This window comes from Streptomyces sp. NPDC006294, from assembly GCF_042870895.1.
Taxonomy (GTDB): Bacteria; Actinomycetota; Actinomycetes; order Streptomycetales; family Streptomycetaceae; genus Streptomyces.
In genome coordinates, this window is the sequence record NZ_JBIAHV010000014.1 from 122,651 (window position 1) to 139,866 (window position 17,216).

The following is a 17,216-nucleotide window of genomic DNA, read 5'->3' on the forward strand; positions in this document are numbered from 1 at the left end:
CGCCGCACATGTCGGTCCGATGGTGGGGGACGGGCTGCTTCCGCAGCCGGGCAAAGCGCTCCATAGGGCGCGTCTGCCCCCACTTCGCCCACATACGCGGCGCTAGGACAGACCTTCGATCGGCTCCGCCTCCTGGGACCGGGTGCCCGCGCGCATCGAGCGGCCGAGTGCGGGCACCTGAGAGGTCTCGACTGCGGCCGATGGGGAGAACTGATGGGCGTGCGCACCGTGGGTGTGGAAGAGGAACTGCTCCTCGTCGACCCCGACTCCGGGGAGCCGCAGGCGCTGTCCGCGGCGGTGCTCGCCTCGGCCGGCCGCGAGGGGGGCGACGGCCAGGAGGTGTTCGAGGCGGAGCTGCAGCGGGAGCAGCTCGAGTTCGCCACGCACCCGCAGGCCGCGATGGACGCTCTCGCCGACGAGGTCGTCCGCTGGCGCGCGGAGGCCGCCCGCCACGCCGAACGGCTGGGAGCGGCGGTCGCGGCCCTGGCGACGTCGCCGCTGCCCGTCAGCCCGTCGCTGGCGGCCGGTGAGCGGTACGGCTGGATGGCGGAGGAGTTCGGGCTGACCACGCAGGAACAGCTCACCTGCGGCTGTCATGTCCATGTCTCGGTCGGGTCGGACGAGGAGGGCGTCGCGGTCCTCGACCGGATCCGCCCGTGGCTCTCCGTCCTGGTGGCGATCAGCGCGAACTCGCCGTTCTGGCAGGGCAGGGACAGCGGCTACGCGAGCTACCGCAGCAGCGTCTGGGGCCGCTGGCCGTCGGCCGGGCCCACGGAACTCTTCCGCTCGGCGGACCGGTACCACGAGCAGGTGTCCGCGATGGTGAGCACCGGTGCCCTGCGGGACCGGGGGATGATCTACTTCGACGCCCGGCTCTCGGCCACGTACCCGACCGTGGAGATCCGGGTGGCCGACGTCTGCCTGGACCCGGCCGCCACCGTGCTGATCGCCGCGCTCGTCCGCGGCCTGGTCGAGACCGCGGCCCGTGAGTGGCGCGCGGAGGTGCCGCCCGCGCCGCTCGGCGTCGGCCTGCTGCGGCTGGCCTCGTGGCGGGCGGGCCGCTCCGGACTGGAGGAGCGGCTGGTCCATCCGCTCACCATGCGCCCCGAGCCCGCGGCCGACGTGGTCCGGGCGCTGATCGGCCACGTCGGCGAGGCCCTGGAGGACGCGGGCGACGCGCGCCGGGTGCAGGAGGCGGCGGCCGCGCTGCGGGAGACCGGCAACGGGGCCCGCTTCCAGCGCGAGCTGATGAGCCGTACGGGGAATCTGCGGGACGTGGTGGCCGCCTGTGTGCGCAGGACGTCCGGAGGCTGAGCCCGCCTCGCCCGCGGCCGGCCCGCGGAGGGCGGAGTCCCGAGGTGAGCGGCCCTGCGGACGTCGCCGGTACCGCCGCGGGCCCGGATGTGTGCATCGCCGCCATCCGGGCATACGTCCACCGGGCCCCGCCGCGTCTCCCCCGTCGCGGCGGGGTTCCCTCGTCGACGGGGGTCGGGCTCGATCGAGGGTCGACGGGGGTCGGGCTCGATCGAGGGCGCTCACGGGCGCGGGTCGGCCGCGGTCACGCGCTCCGGTGGCCGGTCAGCAGCAGGTACTCCCACTCCATGGTCGAACGCCCCGTGCCGCAGCCGTGCTGCCGGGCGAGTTCCACGAGGGAGCTGTCCAGCTCCGCGATCCGGTCCGGGGAGTCGGCGATGTTCCGGTAGACGGCGATGGTCGGGCCGTAGGCGGTCTTGAAGTAGTCGCGGAAGGCCTCCGGCCGCTCGAAGCGGTCCACCTCCACGGTCGCCCTACGTGTCTCGGCATCGGTCACCCGGTCCCCGAGCAGTGTGCGGACATGGTCCTCGTTCCCCCACAGCGGCGGTGGCTGGGCGCCGGGCGGCGGAGCGGGCGCGTACGGCCGCATCACGGCGAACATCTGGCCGATGAACCCCTCGGCGGTCCAGCTGAGCAGGCCGATGGTGCCGCCGGGGCGGCAGACCCGGACGAGTTCGCCGGCTGCCGCCTCATGGTGCGGGGCGAACATCACCCCGACGCACGACATGACGGTGTCGAACTCGCCGTCGCCGAACGGAAGCGCCTCGGCGTCGGCCTCCTGCCAGACCAGACCGACGCCCTGCTGCTCCGCCAGCCGTCGCCCGGCGTCCAGCAGCTCCGGCGTCAGGTCGCAGGCCACGGCGTCGGCGCCGGCCCGGGCCGCCGGAATCCCCGCGTTGCCCGTACCGGCGGCGACGTCGAGCACGCGGTCGCCCGCCTTCACCCCGCACGCGCGGACCAGGGTGGCGCCCAGGCCGGGGATGAGGTCGCCGGCCACCGCGGGGTAGTCGCCCAGCGCCCACATCTTCCGGTGCTTCTCTTTCAGGGCCTGGTCGGCCTCGGCCGTCTCGATCGCGTCCGCCATGACAGATCTCCTCGGGAGCCCGGTCGAACGGCCTCGGAGGAAGCCCGGTCCGACCCTTGATCACCGCTTGTGCCGATGTGCCCAACAATAGGCGGGTGCAGATCGTTTGCCCCTGCTCAGGCGACTTCGAGCACGATTTTTCCGCGAGTGCGGCCGGCCGCGTTCAGACGGAACGCCTCCGCCGCCTCGGCCAGGGGCAGTGCGGTGTCGATGTGCACGGTGAGAGAGCCCGCGTCGGCGAGGCGCCCCAGTTCCGCCAGATCGGTGCTGCTGGGCCGCACCCAGACATGGTGGCCGCCGCGCTCGGTGACCGAGGCGTCCACGACGGACGCCACCCGGGACGGGTCGGTGAGGAGCTGCTGGGAGACCTCCACCGCGTCCTGGCCGACGTAGTCGACGGCCGCGGTGATGCCGTCGGGCGCCAGGGCGCGTACGCGGTCGGCGAGGCCCTCTCCGTAGACGACCGGCTCCGCGCCGAGCGAGCGCAGGAAGTCGTGGTTGCGTTCGCTCGCCGTGCCGATGACCCGTGCCCCCTGTGCGACGGCGATCTGCACGGCGAAGGCGCCCACACCGCCGGCGGCGGCGTGCACCAGGACCGTGTCGCCGCGTGTGACGCCGATGCGCGCCAGCGACTGGAAGGCCGTGAGGCCGGCGAGCGGGAGGCCGGCGGCCTGCTGCCAGTTCAAGGAGGCCGGCTTGGCCGCCAGCGTGCGGACCGGAGCCGCGACCAACTCGGCGAACGTGCCGTGCTGCACCTCGTCCTTGCGCACATAGCCGCAGACCTCGTCGCCCACGGAGAACTCGGTCGCGTCCAGCCCGACCGCCTCGACGACACCCGACACGTCCCAGCCGGGGATCAGAGGGAAGTGGACGTTCATGATCGGATCGAGATATCCACCGACGATCTTCCAGTCGACGGGGTTCACGCCGGCGGCCCTCACCCGGACGAGGACGGCGTCGGGCGCGACCTTGGGATCGGCGGTCTCGGCGAACTCCAGAACCTCGGGGCCGCCGTAGCGGTTGACTGTGATGGCTCGCATCGCCTCTTTCTACACGTGCGGGTGGCCCGGTCGCGGGAGTGCCGCCGCCCTCGTGTCGGCACGGTCCAGGCGGGTACCCGCGACTTCCGGACGACGCCGCCGACCACGAACCACGCGATGCCGAACGCACGCCGTACCCACGCCACGAGGGAGGCCGCCATGAGCGACGACTACCGCCCGGAGGGTTTCGAGGACAACCACGACCCGCTGCCGCGCGACATGCAGGACCAGCAGGCCGGGGCGCAGAAACAGCCGCAGCGGGAGGAGACCGCGGACCGGCGCGCCGGGCAGGCGGAGGACGTTCCCGAGGTCGACGAGGCGGGGGCCGGGCGCCGCGGGAGCCAGGAAGCCGGCGGTCCCGGAGTGCCGGCACCCGAGGAGTCGCCCGGCTGACCCGGAGACGGCACTGCGACAAGGCACGAGCCCGCCGGCGGCGTCCGGGTGCCGCAGGAGTGCACGGTCGTGGCCTACGGCCGACCGCTCTTCGCAGCACTGATCGATCTGTTGACCTCGTTCCCACCCGTCGCTCAGGATGACCGGTGTCCATGTCGGCCCTGCTCCGCAGCGGTCCGTTCCGACGACACCGCCCAGGAGCGAGATGATCGGCACCGCGGCCGCCCCCGGCCCCGCAGACCGGCGTCCCCGCGCCGCGCTCGCCATGGAGGCCGCCGCGGTGCCCGGCCCCGCCGCCCCGGCCGCCCTCCGGCTGCCCGGCGACGACCGCGCGCGGAGCCCGTACACCGGCTACACCCGCGACCACTGGGAGGCCGCCGCCGACGGGCTGCTGGCCGCCGCCTGGAAGTGGGCCACGCCGCGTGGCGCCCTGCTCCATCTGCCCGGCCGGGCCTCGGTGTCCGGCGTCCGTTCCGACGGCCTCGAGGGGTACGCCCGCACGTTCCTCGCGGCCGCGTTCCGGGTGGCGGGCGCCGGGGGCGAGGACCCGTCCGGCCGGCTCGAGCGGTACGCGGAAGGACTCGCGGCCGGCACCCGCACCCCCGGCCGGGACGACACCGAGTCGTGGCCGCCGGTCCTCGGCCACCACGTCGCGGGCCAGCCGATGGTCGAATCCGCCTCCGTGGCCCTCGGGTTGCGGATGACCCGGCCCTGGCTGTGGGACCGGCTGGACGACGACGCCCGGGACCGGGCGGAGGACTGGCTGCGCGGCGCCCTGCGCCATGTGCCCTCGCCGAACAACTGGTACCTCTTCCCGTACACGGTGGCAGGGTTCCTGGAGTCCGTCGGCCGCGGCGACGCGGAGACCGCCCGTGCCCGGGAACGAGCCCTCGGCCTGCTGGAGAGCTGGTACCGCGGCCAGGGCTGGTACGCCGACGGCGACGGCCGTGCCTTCGACCACTACAACGGCTGGGCCCTGCACCTGTATCCGGTGCTCGACGCCGTGCTCGGCGGCGCCGGGACGGACCCGTACGGGGAGCGGCTGCGCGAACACCTGGAAAGCCTCGGGCTGCTCTTCGGCGGCGACGGCGCACCCGTCCACTTCGGCCGCTCGCTCACCTACCGCTTCGCCGCCGCGTCGGCCGTGGGCCTCGGCGCCCTCACCGGCCACACCCCTTTCCCGCCGGGTGTCTCCCGCAGGCTGATCAGCGGATCGCTGCGGTACTTCCTCGACCGCGGCGCCGTCGGACCGGACGGCCTGCTCGGCCTCGGCTGGCACGGGCCGCACGAGGGGACACTGCAGCGCTACTCCGGCCCGGCTTCGCCCTATTGGGCGTCCAAGGCGTTCGTCTGCCTGCTGGCCCCGGCCGGGCATCCGCTGTGGACCGCCACGGAGGCGGCCGCACCGAGCGAGGGACCCGACCGGGTGCTCGCGCTGCCCGCGCCCGGGCTGCTGATCCAGAGCACCCGCGACGACGGGGTCGTCCGGCTCCACAACCACGGCAGCGACCATGTCCGGCCGCACGAGGGGGAGTCGGCCGACGCCGACGATCCGCTCTACGGCCGCCAGGCGTACTCCACCCGGACCGGCCCGACCGCGACCGCCGACACGGCGGACAACCACCTCGCCGTCGTGGTCGACGACAGGCGCAGCGTCCGCCGCCGTATCCACCCGCTCGGCGCCGGAGGCGGTGACGGCTGGGGCTGGGCGGCCTCGTGGCACCGGCCGGTGTTCCCCGCCGGGCCGCCGATGGTGCCCGGGCTGCGGGTGGAGAGCGTCACCGTCGCACACGGGCGTCTCGAACTGCGCGTCCACCGGGTGATCGGCGCCCCGCCCGGCGCCGGGGTCGAGCAGACGGGCTGGGCGACCGGCCCCGGCGAACCGCTGCACTCGGCGCTGCATCCGCTGCACGGCTGGCGCGCACAGGACGAGGTGCGGGCCCCGCACGGGACGGCGTACACCCCACGGGCGGTGCTGCCCATGCTCACCGCGCCGGCGGAGGGCACGGCGCTCTACGCGGCACTGGCGACGCTCACGACCGCAGGGCCGGACCCCGCGCCGCTCGCCGGTGCCGTCGACGAAGTGACCGTGGACGGCGACCGCGTCGAGGTCCGCTGGGCCGACGACGGCTCACGGACCGGCGTCACGTTCGACCCGGTCACCGTGCACCGCACCGCCGGTCGGGATCCCGCACCCCGCCCTTGACCGCCGGCCGGTTGCCTGACCGCCGGTCGCGCCGGCCGCCCGTGGGCCTGCCTGGGCCGTGAGCGGTCGGCACCGGCGTGTCCTCAGCAGCCGAACTCCGTGGGGGACAGACCCAGCGCGGCGCAGGCCTCCCGGATGACATCCAGCTCCGCCTGCTCGACGTGTCCGTCGGCGCCGGCGATGACGAGGCCCGTCTGGACGACGGCCCTGGCCTCCGTCGGCTTCTTGGCGGCCTTCGCGATCTCCTGCATCACGCCCGCGAGCGCGACGGGACCGCCGCCGGCCCGTTTCGTCGCCAGCACGGCGGTCACCCGGCAGGACGGCACGGAAACGGCCGAACACCCGTACGCCCCAAGACCGTTACGAGGCACACATGGACGACTGGCGTGACGAAGCGGCATGCCGCGACGCGGACCCCGACCTCTTCTTTCCCATCGGCACCAGCGGCCCCGCGCTCATGCAGGAGGCGGAGGCCAAGACGATCTGCGGGCGCTGCCCGGTGCGGGAGCCGTGCCTGCGGTGGGCGATGGAGGCAGGCCAGGACGTCGGCGTGTGGGGAGGCACGAACGAGACCGAACGCCGCAGGCTGAAGCGGCGTGCCATCCGCCGCAGCCGCTGACACACCGGCCGCCGCGGCGCGTGGTCAATGGCGCCCGGTCAGTCGGCGGGCGTGTCCGCGAGGCCGAGCCCGGCGTAGTAGCGGGCCACCTCGGTCAGATAGCCGCTGTCTGTTGTCTGGCTGTCGGTGGTGAACCGGGGAGCGTTCTTGATCTGCTCCTTGGTGGCGATCACGGTGACGCGCCGCTCACTGGCGTTGATCCGCCGGACGAAGCCGGCCGGGACCAGCACGCTCCGCCCGAAGACCCATGCACCGGTGTCGACGACCAGGTGCTGCATCCCCGGCCTGTCGGACCGGCGGTCGACGCGACCCAGCACCCCGTCCGGCGCCTCGACCGTGAAACCCGTCAGATCCCGCGCCGGGGCGTAGCCGCTGTCGGTCGAGTAGACCCACATGTCCTGCACCGTGCAGCCTCCTGATGATCGTCGAGCGCGACCGCGTGCCGGCCGCGACGCTTCCGGACAGGCCCGACCGCCGCGGGGCCGCCCGTCCTGCGGGGACGGCGGCACCGCGCCGGGGCGCGTTCACTCCTGCGGCGCCCAGGCGGGGACCACCGCCCCCGCGCCGTTCCGGACCGCCTGCACCACAGCGTCGTGCAGCGCCCGGCTCGCCTCCTCCGAGGGGCAGGGAGTGGGGCTGCCCGTCATCGTGAACCAGTCGGTCGCGTCGGTGAACTGCAGAGCGACCTGTGCCGTGCCGTCGGCCCACGTGGTGTGCACCGTGAGATTCCCCGTCATGACACCGGTCTCCTCCGTGAGCGCACCGCCACGCCCTGTGTAGACATTGCGAGTTGTCCATGACGCCCAGCTCATGCCTCCAGCGTCACACCACGGCCGCGGAAACGCGACCGACCACCCTGGTGCCTGGTCAGGGGGCCGGCGACGTTTGGGGAGCGTGCCTGCGGACAGTCGAAGAACAAGCCATGACGTCGGATGCAGCTGGGATGTGAGTTTCATGGCCAAGAAGAAGTCCCGCTCGAAGATCGAGCAGGCGAAGGGCAAGGCGAAGGAAGCCGCGGGCCGCACCGTCGGCAACGAGAGGCTCGAGGCCGAGGGACGCACGGAACAGGCGAAGGGCGACGCCCGGCAGGCCAAGGAGAAGGCGAAGGACGTCTTCCGCCACTGACGTGCGTGCATGGCCGGGGCCGGGCCGCCGCGACGACGCGACGGGCCCGGCCCCGCATGCGAGACGGCCCGGGCGCGGTCTTCTGCACGAGGTCGGCGCGGCCGTGCTTCCCTACAGAGGCGGGGCCCAGGGCGCGCCGGCGCCAAGGGAGCGGTCTTTCGGCGGCCGCGCTTCCCTGCCGGGGCGCTCGGTGGCCAGGAGAGGCGCGGTGCTGCGTGCCGGTCAGCGGTCGCGGCGGCCTGCCGCGGCCCGGAAGCGCGGCGCCGCCCAGGAGCGGTTCAGGTGGGCGTCGCCGGCCAGGACAGCACGGCGCGCCCGTCGCGCGCCCGGAGGAGCACGGTCCCGCGACCGATGAACGGCCCCGGCCCCCGAGCCCCGGCCCCCGAGACGGGCCGCGCCGGCCCGGGCGCGGTCTTCTGCTGAGGCCCCGGCCCTCGGGGCGCTCACGGCCCCCGCGCCGCGCCTCGCGCCCCGGGGGCCACAGGCGCCCGTCGCGGGCCCGGCGGCTAGGGGAGCGCCGCGCCCCTGGCGGTGATCCAGAGGCCGTACCACTCCTCGTGGGTGAGTTCGGGTTCGCGCCGGGCGGCGTCGGCGCAGGCGCGAACGCGTTCGGGGCGTGCGCTGCCGATGACCGGCGCGATCCGGGCCGGATGCCGCTGGAGCCACCACAGCAGGATCGTCTCCGGTGTGGTGCCCTTCGCCTCGGCGAGCGCGGCGACCAACTGCGCCGTCGCGTGCTCCGACGCCGTCTCCTGCCGGCCCGTGAAGCGCCCCTGGGCGAGCGCGCCCCACGCCTGCAGCCCGACCCCGTGCGCCCGGCAGTGCTCCAGCGTCCCGAGCGGGAAGCCGTTCGCCGCGGCCTCCGGGATGTTGACCAGGACACCGGCTTCGAGCCAGTCGCGCCGGTGGAGACTCATCTCCAGCTGATTGGCGACCAGGGGCAGATCGAGGCTGCTCTGCAGCAGCGAGATCTGCGCGGCGCTCATGTTGGAGACCCCGAAGCGGCGCACCAGCCCCTGGCGGTGCAGTGACGCCAGGGCCTCCGCGATGTCCTCCGGGTCGGCCAGCGGGTCCGGCCGGTGCAGCAGCAGTACGTCCAGGACGTCGGTGCGCAGACGGCCGAGGCTCTCCTCGACGCGCCGGACGATGCTCGCGCCCCGCAGGTCGTAGATACCCGGGCGCTCGCCGTCGGCGAGCCGGATGCCGCACTTGGTCTGCAGGACGATGCGCTCGCGCAGACCGGGAGCGCGGGTGAGGACCTCACCGAAGACGGCCTCGGCCTTCCCGTGCCGGTAGATGTCGGCATGGTCGAAGACCGTGATCCCGCTGTCGAGGGCCGCCTCGATCGCTGCCTGAGCGGCATCGATGTCCCCGGCGCCGTACGGCGCGGTGTCCCAGCTCCCGCCCAGCCCCATGCAGCCGTAGAGCAGCCGCTCCCCACCAGGTTCCGCGTTCGTCGTCGTCACGCGGTCAGCCTTCCACGGGCGCGCGTGTCCGCCCAAACCCGTATCGCGAGGCGGGCAGGACAGGGCGGCCGTGCGCCGCGCCCTGAGCGGAGTGAGGATGGAAGGGAGGGCGCCGCACGGCAGGCACGTGTTTCCCTGCCGCGCAGAGCGCCCGGGAGGCGGTCATGGAGGATTACCCGGAGACCTACGAACTCATTTTCCAGGCGTCGGCCGTCGACGACGTCGTCGTCGTCCGGCGCACCGACATGTCGGGAGCGGGAGGCAGTCCGATCTACGAGGACGAGACAGGGATCGTGCGCGCGGAGATCAGCGCCCGCGGCGAGGTCCGGATGCTCGCGAGCGGCGGCCACCAGGCGCATGAGCTGCCGGTGACGGCCCGGCGAGCAACGGCCGTCGTCGGCGACGGCATCGACCCCGAGCGTGCGACCGACGGGCGGATGAGCGGGACGTCGCACGCCGGACGCCGTCCTACGCACGCCGGTCGCTGAACCCGCAGATCCAGGCAAGGGCGGAGTGCACGCCCTGGACGTAGCCCCGGGTGGCCGGGTCCGCCACGGCCTCGTCCTCCCGTACGACCGCGGCGTCGATCTCCGCGGTCAGCAGTCCCATGTCCGGCACACCGCCCGTGCCCGCCCCGGTGACGGGCCCGCGGGCGTCGCGCCCCAGGGCCCAGCTGTATCCCGCTGCCACCCCGGCGCGGTACTCGGGCGGCTCGTCACGGTCGGAGAGCAGCGCGGGCAGCTCCCGCTCCGCCGCCTCCGCGTCGGCGTAGGCCCGGACCCCCACGGGTTGTCCTTCGTCCCGCTGTGATCGCGTAGGTGCGGTCACTGATGTCACCTGTCCTTCCGGCCCGCTGCGGGCCGTCTCGGCCGGAGCCACCGGCGGACGGCCGCGGTCGGACGGTTCGTCGGCGGCAGATCACTGCCGAGTACCCGCATCGGGCCCCGAATCCACCGGAATGCCGCGAACCAGGTGTTTCCCCGGCGAAGAACGGCCCGCACGGGACGGCGTACCGCTCACTCGGAGGGCGGTGGCAGGCAGAGAGCGGCCCCGCCTCCGGGGGGACGAGGACGGGGCCGCGACGCCTCGCAGCCGGCCGGGGGGGTGGGCCGGGCGAGCGTTCACCCTTCGGCTGCCCGGTCCGCGACGGGGTATGCGTACGACTTCGCGCGGCGATGCGGGAGCGGTCGTTCCGGTCGTTCCCCAGGACCGGGCTTCGCGCGGCGGACGGGCTGCGCACGGCCGCCGCGCGGCGCATCGTGGAGGCATGCGGCTGCTGCTGACCTCCGACACCCATGTGCCCGCCCGTGCGCGCCGACTGCCCGCGCAGCTGATGGATTCCATGGCCGCGGCCGACGTGGTGATCCATGCCGGCGACTGGATCGACGCCGCGACCCTCGACCTCTTCGAGTCCCGGTCCGCACGCCTCGTCGCGGTGTACGGGAACAACGACGGGTCCGAGCTGCGGACCCGGCTGCCGGAGGTCGCCCGGGCCGAGCTCGGCGGAGTGCGGTTCGGGGTCGTCCACGAGACCGGCCCCGCCCACGGGCGCGAACGCCGCTGCGCGGAGCGGTTTCCCGGCCTCGACGTCCTGGTGTTCGGGCACAGTCACATTCCCTGGGACACGACGGCACCGGCCGGGCTGCGGCTGCTCAACCCGGGCTCGCCGACCGACCGCCGGCGACAGCCCCACTGCACGTACATGACGGCCCGGGTGTCCGACGGCCGGCTGTCGGACGTCGAACTGCACCGCCTGCCCCGCCGCGGCTGACCGGCTCCCTGGCCGACCGCTTCGGTAAGCGCTTTCTCCTGAGCCTGCGGACCTCCCCGGAAAACATGCTCAGGAGCCGTGCACAGGACGCGCCGCCGCGCGACCGGCCGTCACACCGCCGTCAGGCGGCTGTCAGGCAGTCAGCCGCCTCGGCAGCCAGCGCAGCTGGGCGGCCTGCTGGAACGGGCCGCCGCCCTCGTGGTCGTTGAAGTCGTAGACCTCGATCTGCTTGTCCGCGTGGGCGTACGCGTTGAAAGCGGCGAACACCGTCGACGGCGGGCAGGTCTGGTCCTCCAGCGCCACGGAGAACAGCGCCGGCGCACGCCCGCGTGCCGCGAAGTGGACGCCGTCGAAGTAGGCGAGGGTCCGCGCCGTCTGCTCGACCCGCCCCCGGTGGGTCTTGAGGTAGTTGCCCACCTCCCGGTACGGGTCGCGGTCCGTGAGGGCCGTGGCGCGGGGGAAGTCGCACAGGAACGGGACGTCCGGGGCTATGGCGGCGAGGTCCGGTACGAGTCCCGCGGCGGCCAGCGTGATCCCGCCGCCCTGGCTGCCGCCGACCGCGGCGGTGCGGGAGGCGTCGGTCGCGGGGTGGGAGCGGGCGGCCTCGATGGCGCGTACCGCGTCGGTGAACACCCGGCGGTAGTAGAACGCGTACGGGTCCTCGATGCCCCGCGTCAGGAAGCCCGGATACGACGGCGCACTGCCCACGGGGTCGAGTGTGTCCCCGGTCGACCAGCCGCTGCCCTGGCCCCGCGTGTCCATCACGAAGTGCGCGAAGCCGGCCGACGCCCACAGCAGATGCGTGTGCGGCAGGCCGCGGCCGCCGCCGTAGCCGACGAACTCAACGACCAGGGGCAGTGGTTCACGTGCGCCGACGGGGAGTATCAGCCACCCCTTCACCGGGTGGCCACCGAAGCCCGCGAAGGTCACATCGTGCACCTCCACCGAGGTCAGGCCGCACTCCACCCGCTCGAACCGGGCGTCGAGCTCATGGCTGCGCGCCTCGTCGAGGGTCTTCGTCCAGAACGCGTCGAAGTCCTCCGGCTCGGGGGAGAGGCTGCGGTATGCGCGCAGTTCGGCGAGGGGCAGATCGAACAGGGCCATAGGGGGCCGCCTTCCGTACGGGGATCGGTGAGCAGATCAACACGGGCGGCCACGGCGGGGCAAGTGCCGCCCGAAAGGCGGACGCGAGGGCCGGACCCGCTTCCCCCTGCCGCAGCAGGCCCGCCCCACGGTCCTTGCCGCTCTGCGCACCGGAGGACCCGCCCTGGTCGAGCGTCCATCGTGCCCACGGCCGGGAAGGGCGACCGCAGGCGGGTCAGCATCAGATGGTCGCCGGCAGCTCCGGCACCCGGTGGGCTCCCACCGGTGGACTCACGGCGGGTTCAGCCCATGGGCGCAGGGACGAAATTCCTCAGTCTGCCGCTCGCGGCAGCGCCACCCTCGTCACGCGCGATGATGAGCCCACCGCCGGGCGGCGCCGTCACCACGGGCCGCTGCTCGTGGTGGAACGCCCCTTGGCCATCCGTCGTGAGGTCGGCCTTCGTGGTGACAGCGCCCGCGATGAACGACACGACACCGTTCGTCCGCCCGTCTTCTCACCTTCGTTCGGCGGAGTCGGCCGCACGAGACGGGCCGCACGAGACGGGAAGGCCGGGAGGGACGGGACTCTCGGTGCAGCCGACTCGGCGGGGGACGGGCCGGTGTCCGTGGCCGGAAACGGCCACAGCCGTGTCGCCTACAGCGGTGTCAGGTACCAGGACGGTGTCGCGACCAGCGGTGTCACGATGTGCGGTCGAGCCCGTCCGGTGCGGCGGCCGTCGAGCCCTGGGCACTCGAGCCCGGGCCGGCCACTGCGGGGGGCAGGGGCGGCAGGCCCGCGGCGAGGCCCGGCAGCAGGACGGGCTCCAGTCGGACCTGCTCCTGGCGGGCGAGGTACCGAGCCAGCTCCGGCGGCCGGTAGCGGGTGTCCCGGTCGTAGCGCTCCTTGGCCGGTACCGACAGGAATTCGTTCCCGTCGGGCTCGCCCTTGTCGTTCGCGGCCATGCCCAGGGGCCGGTGCAGCGGCTTGGACAGCCGGTACATTCCCGTCCGCGAGGAGTGCGCATCCCCCGAACCGTCCGGCCTCACACGGAAGTCGACGCTCTCCTCCGGCTTCATCACCCTGGGCCCGGCGTCGTTGAGCACGTCGGAGTCGAACTCCAGCCCGTACCTGCGGGCCTGATCGACCATCCACAACAGGGCGATGTCCGACAGTCCCGTCTCCTTGTAGCTGCCGCCGATGTCGCTGTGCACCCCGGCGAACCAGACCTGTTTCAGCTCCTGGCCCTGCTGGGCGGCGCCGGACTGCTGGTGCCACAGCGCCGGTCGGAACGCCGAGCGCTGCTCGTCGATGGCCAGAGCGTGGAAGGCCGCCCTGACCCAGCTGCTCAGCTCGGTGTTGTGGAAGGCCCAGCGGCGGTTGTAGCGGTTCGCCGCCGGCTGGAGCCAGGCGGAGTCCGGGACCGGGATGCCCAGCGCACCGACCGTGTCCCACACTCCGATGAAGTGGATCTCCGTATCGCGCGCGTAGGAGCGGCGGAACAACGTGGTCGCCGCGCCGTTCGGTTGCTCGATCCGGTCGCGGTACAGCGCCCAGGCCTCCGGGATCCGGTCGATGTGGTCCCGGCGCAGGATGCCGCAGTTGCGTACCAGCCCCGCCAGGCTGCGGGCGGTGAACGCGCCCCGGCTGAAACCGAAGAGGAAGAGCTCGTCGTCGGGTTCGTACGTCTCGACGAGAAAGCGGTAGGCATTGACGACGTTCCGGGAGAGGCCCACGCCGAAGGCGCCGCCTCGCAGACGCTCCCGACGGTGGGCGCCGACACCGCTGTGGTAGTAGACGCGCTGCTCCTTCCCGGCAGCGGACCCCGGGCGTACGGAGAGGGCGACTTTGGCGACATTGGTCTTGCTGGGCTGGTCGGCGAAGTTCCACGTGCCGTCGCAGCAGACGACCAGACGCTTGGCCATGACCATCCCTCCTCGCGAGAGAGACCGGGGCGGCGGCAGGCACCACCTCCATGGTGGCACCCCGCACAGGGCCACGCCATGCGGCGGACGTCCGTCGCGCCGCCCTACCGCTACGGTGAAGCGGCCGGCAACTGGCAGGAGGGTCCGGGCGGTCGGGAATGCGGCCGGCGGCGGCCGGGTGCGGCGGAGCCGGCCGGAGTGGGGCCACCCGGGGTGTGGCTCCGCGGCCCGGTCAGGACACCGGGCCGTCCCCCGGCCGGGCTGACCCCCGTCCGATTCCGTCCGAGTCCCGCACCTGTGCGCGTCCACGGCCGGCCGCTGTGCTCCACTTGGACGCGCGGGGGCGCACAGGAACAGGAGCAGCAGTGGCCAGCTATCGGCAGCCGGGAGTCGTCCTCACGGACCACCACTTCACCGTCCCGCTCGACCACGAAGCCCCGGCGGGCGAGCAGATCGAGCTCTACGGCCGCGAGGTCGTCTCCGCGGCGCACGCGGACAAGTTCCGGCCGTGGCTGGTCTACTTGGAAGGCGGGCCCGGCAACGCGGTGCGCCGTTTCGTCGGAAAGCCGGCCTGGCTCGGGCGGGCCGTACAGGACTTCCGCGTACTCCTGCTCGACCAGCGCGGCACCGGACGCTCCACGCCCCAGAGCCGGCAGACGCTTCCGCGGCGGGGCGGACCGGCGGCGCAGGCGGAGCACCTCGCGCTCTTCCGTGCCGACAGCATCGTCCGCGACTGCGAGAGCGTCCGGCAGCGGCTGACCGGTGGAGCGCCGTGGACGGTGCTCGGACAGAGCTTCGGCGGCTTCTGCGCCACGCATTATCTTTCCGTCGCTCCCGAAGGGCTGGACACCGTCCTCATCACCGGCGGCCTGCCCTCCCTCGACGCCCACGCCGACGACGTCTACCGGGCCGTCTACCCCCGTATCCGCCGCAAGGCCCAGGCCCACTACGCCCGCTACCCGCAGGACGTGGAGCGCGCCCGGCGGATCGCCGCCCACCTCGCCGAGCGCCCGGCACGGCTGCCCGGCGGCTACACCCTCACCGTCGAGGCGTTCCAGTCCCTCGGCATCCTGCTCGGCGGCGGGGACGGCAGCCACCAGCTCCACTACCTGCTGGAGAACGCCTTCGTGCGCACGGCATCCGGCCATGAACTCTCCGACGCCTTCCAGGAAGGCGTCCGCCCCGTCCTCTCCTTCGCCGGCCACCCGCTGTACGCGGTGCTCCACGAGGCCATCTACGCCCAGGGCGGCCGGCCGACGAACTGGGCGGCCGAGCGGGTGCGCGCCGAGTTCCCGGAGTTCGACGCGCGTGCGGCGCTCGCGGGCGACGAGCCGCTGCTGTTCACCGGCGAGACCGTCCATCCCTGGCACTTCGAGGTGGACCCGGCCCTGCGTCCGCTGCGCGAGTGCGCGGAACTGCTGGCCGCCCGCACCGACTGGGCGCGGCTCTACGATCCCGCGCGGCTCGCGGCCAACGACGTGCCCGTCGCGGCGGCCGTCTACCACGACGACATGTACGTGGACACCGCCGACTCGCTGCGCACCGCCCGCGCCGTGCGCGGCCTGCGGACCTGGGTCACCGACGAGTACGAGCACGACGGGGTGCGGGCGAGCGGACCGCGAGTGCTGGACCGACTGCTGGGGCTCGCCCGGCAGGAGCTCTGACATGCGGTCAGGGGCTCCGTATCCTGCGGGACATGACTGATCCCAAGACCGAACAGCTGCAGGAGATGCCGGCCGACTGGCGGCGCGCGCTCGCGGTCGTCGCCCACCCCGACGACCTCGAGTACGGCTGCGCGGCCGCCGTCGCGGGATGGACCGACGAGGGGCGTGACGTCGCCTATCTGCTGGCCACGCGCGGCGAGGCCGGGATCGACGGCATCGAACCCGGGGAGTGCGCGCCGCTGCGGGAGGCGGAGCAGCGGGCCAGTGCGGCGGTCGTCGGTGTCTCCACCGTGGAGTTCCTGGACCACCGGGACGGTGTGATCGAGTACGGGACGGCGCTGCGGCGGGACATCGCCGCGGCCGTCCGCCGGCACCGGCCGGAGCTGGTGATCACGCTCAACCACCGCGACACCTGGGGCGGCACCGCCTGGAACACGGCCGATCACCGTGCGGTCGGCCGGGCGACGCTCGACGCGGTCGCCGACGCGGGCAACCGCTGGATCTTTCCCGAGCTGATCTCCGAGCAGGGCCTCGAACCGTGGGGCGGCGTGCGCTGGGTGGCCGTCGCGGGGTCGACGAGCCCCACCCACGCGGTCGACGCGGGCCCCGGCCTCGAGCGGTCCGTGGCCTCGCTGCTGGCGCACCGGCTCTACATCGAGGGGCTGACGGACCAGGACCCCGAGGAGTACTGCCGGACCTTCCTGACCGGCATGGCCGAGATGGCGGCGCCGCGCTTCGGCGGCCGGCCGGCCGTCACGTTCGAACTCTTCCCGCGGTGAGCCCCGGCCGCGCACGTCACGTACTCATTTGACAAAAGGCGTTGCTGTTTCTGCAATGGAAGGATGAGTGACGACCAGCACGACGCACACGACGGACCCGGCCGGCATGACGGACGCGAGGACGCGCGGCTCGACGCCGTGCTGAACGAGGTCGGCCCCCGCCTCCGCCGCATCCGGCGCGAGCGGGGCGCCACCCTCGGCGCGCTTTCCGAGGCGACCGGCATCTCCGTGAGCACCCTCTCCCGCCTGGAGTCCGGCGGCCGGCGGCCCAGCCTGGAACTGCTGCTGCCGATCGCCCGCGCCCACCAGGTCCCACTGGACGAACTGGTCGGCGCGCCGCCGGTCGGCGATCCGCGGGTGCGCGCCAAACCCATCGTCCGCGGCGGCCGGACCATGTACCCGCTCACGGCGCGGCCCGGCGGGCTCCAGGCGTACAAGGTGGTCCACAAGGTCTTCGGCGAGGAGCCGGAGCCCCGCACCCATGAGGGATACGAGTGGATGTACGTCCTCTCCGGCCGGCTGCGGCTGGTGCTCGGCGACCACGACGTGGTGCTCGGCGCGGGGGAGGCGGCCGAGTTCGACACCCGGGTGCCGCACTGGTTCGGCTGCGCCGACGACCAGCCGGTCGAGTTCCTGAGCCTCTTCGGCCCGCAGGGGGAGCGGATGCATGTACGGGCCAGGCCGAAGGGCGCCTGAGGGGGCTTCCCGCCGGGCAAGCGACCGCTTAGTATGCGGGGCACAGCACAGTA

At 73.7% G+C, this 17,216-nt stretch carries 17 protein-coding genes and 2 pseudogenes; 10 read left to right on the top strand and 9 right to left on the bottom strand.

Annotated features, from left to right (window positions below):
- The first annotated feature begins 213 nt into the window (after window positions 1-213).
- Window positions 214-1,314 (top strand): glutamate--cysteine ligase, encoded by a 1,101-nt coding sequence (locus ACFYOP_RS24940; protein ID WP_356893520.1) that lies wholly within the window; start codon window positions 214-216, stop codon window positions 1,312-1,314.
- Between the two features lie 244 nt (window positions 1,315-1,558).
- Here the strand turns inward: ACFYOP_RS24940 and ACFYOP_RS24945 are convergent, their stop codons facing one another.
- Both ACFYOP_RS24945 and ACFYOP_RS24950 read right to left on the bottom strand, forming a co-directional pair.
- Entirely contained in the window at window positions 1,559-2,398 is an 840-nt protein-coding gene (locus ACFYOP_RS24945) for a class I SAM-dependent methyltransferase (protein WP_356893518.1), read from the bottom strand.
- 116 nt (window positions 2,399-2,514) lie between these two features.
- Window positions 2,515-3,438, bottom strand: a complete 924-nt coding sequence (locus ACFYOP_RS24950) for an NADP-dependent oxidoreductase (protein ID WP_356893516.1) — start codon at window positions 3,436-3,438, stop codon at window positions 2,515-2,517.
- Window positions 3,439-3,597: 159 nt separating this feature from the next.
- Here ACFYOP_RS24950 and ACFYOP_RS24955 point away from each other — a divergent pair, with 159 nt between their 5' ends.
- On the top strand, window positions 3,598-3,831 hold the full coding sequence (locus ACFYOP_RS24955; protein WP_356893514.1) for a hypothetical protein: 234 nt from the start codon (window positions 3,598-3,600) through the stop codon (window positions 3,829-3,831).
- Between the two features lie 265 nt (window positions 3,832-4,096).
- Window positions 4,097-6,037: a DUF2264 domain-containing protein gene (locus ACFYOP_RS24960; protein WP_356893741.1), complete on the top strand. Its 1,941-nt coding sequence runs from the start codon at window positions 4,097-4,099 to the stop codon at window positions 6,035-6,037.
- 83 nt (window positions 6,038-6,120) lie between these two features.
- Here ACFYOP_RS24960 and ACFYOP_RS24965 read toward each other — a convergent pair.
- Window positions 6,121-6,297, bottom strand: a pseudogene (locus tag ACFYOP_RS24965) (TerB family tellurite resistance protein); the annotation flags it as partial.
- A gap of 113 nt (window positions 6,298-6,410) precedes the next feature.
- Between ACFYOP_RS24965 and ACFYOP_RS24970 the strand changes: the two are divergent.
- A complete protein-coding gene (locus ACFYOP_RS24970; protein WP_356893512.1) occupies window positions 6,411-6,656 on the top strand; it encodes a WhiB family transcriptional regulator in 246 nt (81 codons plus the stop codon).
- Between the two features lie 38 nt (window positions 6,657-6,694).
- Here ACFYOP_RS24970 and ACFYOP_RS24975 read toward each other — a convergent pair whose 3' ends face one another.
- Both ACFYOP_RS24975 and ACFYOP_RS24980 read right to left on the bottom strand, forming a co-directional pair.
- Window positions 6,695-7,051, bottom strand: a complete 357-nt coding sequence (locus tag ACFYOP_RS24975; RefSeq protein WP_356893739.1) for a PRC-barrel domain containing protein — start codon at window positions 7,049-7,051, stop codon at window positions 6,695-6,697.
- Window positions 7,052-7,180: 129 nt separating this feature from the next.
- A complete protein-coding gene (locus tag ACFYOP_RS24980; protein WP_356893510.1) occupies window positions 7,181-7,468 on the bottom strand; it encodes a hypothetical protein in 288 nt (95 codons plus the stop codon).
- Between the two features lie 142 nt (window positions 7,469-7,610).
- Here ACFYOP_RS24980 and ACFYOP_RS24985 point away from each other — a divergent pair, with 142 nt between their 5' ends.
- Complete coding sequence (locus tag ACFYOP_RS24985; protein ID WP_356893508.1) at window positions 7,611-7,781, top strand: CsbD family protein; 171 nt, start codon at window positions 7,611-7,613, stop codon at window positions 7,779-7,781.
- A gap of 506 nt (window positions 7,782-8,287) precedes the next feature.
- Here ACFYOP_RS24985 and ACFYOP_RS24990 read toward each other — a convergent pair.
- Window positions 8,288-9,247, bottom strand: coding sequence for an aldo/keto reductase (locus ACFYOP_RS24990; RefSeq protein WP_356893506.1), 960 nt, complete (start codon window positions 9,245-9,247; stop codon window positions 8,288-8,290).
- A gap of 164 nt (window positions 9,248-9,411) precedes the next feature.
- Here ACFYOP_RS24990 and ACFYOP_RS24995 point away from each other — a divergent pair.
- Window positions 9,412-9,630: pseudogene (locus tag ACFYOP_RS24995) on the top strand (DUF6296 family protein); the annotation flags it as partial.
- 85 nt (window positions 9,631-9,715) lie between these two features.
- Here the strand turns inward: ACFYOP_RS24995 and ACFYOP_RS25000 are convergent.
- Window positions 9,716-10,033, bottom strand: coding sequence for a hypothetical protein (locus ACFYOP_RS25000; protein WP_356893504.1), 318 nt, complete (start codon window positions 10,031-10,033; stop codon window positions 9,716-9,718).
- Window positions 10,034-10,514: 481 nt separating this feature from the next.
- Here ACFYOP_RS25000 and ACFYOP_RS25005 point away from each other — a divergent pair, with 481 nt between their 5' ends.
- Window positions 10,515-11,018, top strand: a complete 504-nt coding sequence (locus ACFYOP_RS25005; protein ID WP_356893502.1) for a metallophosphoesterase — start codon at window positions 10,515-10,517, stop codon at window positions 11,016-11,018.
- Window positions 11,019-11,150: 132 nt separating this feature from the next.
- Here the strand turns inward: ACFYOP_RS25005 and ACFYOP_RS25010 are convergent, their stop codons facing one another.
- On the bottom strand, window positions 11,151-12,122 hold the full coding sequence (locus ACFYOP_RS25010) for an acetylxylan esterase (RefSeq protein ID WP_356893500.1): 972 nt from the start codon (window positions 12,120-12,122) through the stop codon (window positions 11,151-11,153).
- Between the two features lie 678 nt (window positions 12,123-12,800).
- Window positions 12,801-14,024, bottom strand: coding sequence for a DUF2235 domain-containing protein (locus tag ACFYOP_RS25015; protein WP_356893498.1), 1,224 nt, complete (start codon window positions 14,022-14,024; stop codon window positions 12,801-12,803).
- 365 nt (window positions 14,025-14,389) lie between these two features.
- On the opposite strand from ACFYOP_RS25015, the gene ACFYOP_RS25020 reads away from it, so the two are divergent.
- From ACFYOP_RS25020 to ACFYOP_RS25030, 3 genes are all read left to right on the top strand, one after another.
- A complete protein-coding gene (locus tag ACFYOP_RS25020) occupies window positions 14,390-15,688 on the top strand; it encodes an alpha/beta fold hydrolase (RefSeq protein ID WP_356893496.1) in 1,299 nt (432 codons plus the stop codon).
- Between the two features lie 32 nt (window positions 15,689-15,720).
- Window positions 15,721-16,467, top strand: coding sequence for a PIG-L deacetylase family protein (locus tag ACFYOP_RS25025; protein WP_356893494.1), 747 nt, complete (start codon window positions 15,721-15,723; stop codon window positions 16,465-16,467).
- A 63-nt stretch (window positions 16,468-16,530) separates the two neighbouring features.
- Window positions 16,531-17,163, top strand: coding sequence for an XRE family transcriptional regulator (locus ACFYOP_RS25030; protein WP_356893492.1), 633 nt, complete (start codon window positions 16,531-16,533; stop codon window positions 17,161-17,163).
- The last annotated feature ends 53 nt before the right edge of the window (window positions 17,164-17,216 follow it).

Excerpts from the sequence above, each read along its gene's own strand:
- ACFYOP_RS25010 (WP_356893500.1), bottom strand. The coding sequence starts at position 12,122 with ATGGCCCTGTTCGATCTGCCCCTCGCCGAACTGCGCGCATACCGCAGC.
- ACFYOP_RS24940 (WP_356893520.1), top strand. The coding sequence starts at position 214 with ATGGGCGTGCGCACCGTGGGTGTGGAAGAGGAACTGCTCCTCGTCGAC.
- ACFYOP_RS25005 (WP_356893502.1), top strand. The coding sequence starts at position 10,515 with ATGCGGCTGCTGCTGACCTCCGACACCCATGTGCCCGCCCGTGCGCGC.
- ACFYOP_RS24960 (WP_356893741.1), top strand. The coding sequence starts at position 4,097 with ATGGAGGCCGCCGCGGTGCCCGGCCCCGCCGCCCCGGCCGCCCTCCGG.
- ACFYOP_RS25015 (WP_356893498.1), bottom strand. The coding sequence starts at position 14,024 with ATGGCCAAGCGTCTGGTCGTCTGCTGCGACGGCACGTGGAACTTCGCC.
- ACFYOP_RS24980 (WP_356893510.1), bottom strand. The coding sequence starts at position 7,468 with ATGAGCTGGGCGTCATGGACAACTCGCAATGTCTACACAGGGCGTGGC.
- ACFYOP_RS24945 (WP_356893518.1), bottom strand. The coding sequence starts at position 2,398 with ATGGCGGACGCGATCGAGACGGCCGAGGCCGACCAGGCCCTGAAAGAG.
- ACFYOP_RS24985 (WP_356893508.1), top strand. The coding sequence starts at position 7,611 with ATGGCCAAGAAGAAGTCCCGCTCGAAGATCGAGCAGGCGAAGGGCAAG.
- ACFYOP_RS24955 (WP_356893514.1), top strand. The coding sequence starts at position 3,598 with ATGAGCGACGACTACCGCCCGGAGGGTTTCGAGGACAACCACGACCCG.
- ACFYOP_RS24950 (WP_356893516.1), bottom strand. The coding sequence starts at position 3,438 with ATGCGAGCCATCACAGTCAACCGCTACGGCGGCCCCGAGGTTCTGGAG.
- ACFYOP_RS24970 (WP_356893512.1), top strand. The coding sequence starts at position 6,411 with ATGGACGACTGGCGTGACGAAGCGGCATGCCGCGACGCGGACCCCGAC.
- ACFYOP_RS25030 (WP_356893492.1), top strand. The coding sequence starts at position 16,531 with ATGAGTGACGACCAGCACGACGCACACGACGGACCCGGCCGGCATGAC.
- ACFYOP_RS24975 (WP_356893739.1), bottom strand. The coding sequence starts at position 7,051 with ATGTGGGTCTACTCGACCGACAGCGGCTACGCCCCGGCGCGGGATCTG.
- ACFYOP_RS25025 (WP_356893494.1), top strand. The coding sequence starts at position 15,721 with ATGACTGATCCCAAGACCGAACAGCTGCAGGAGATGCCGGCCGACTGG.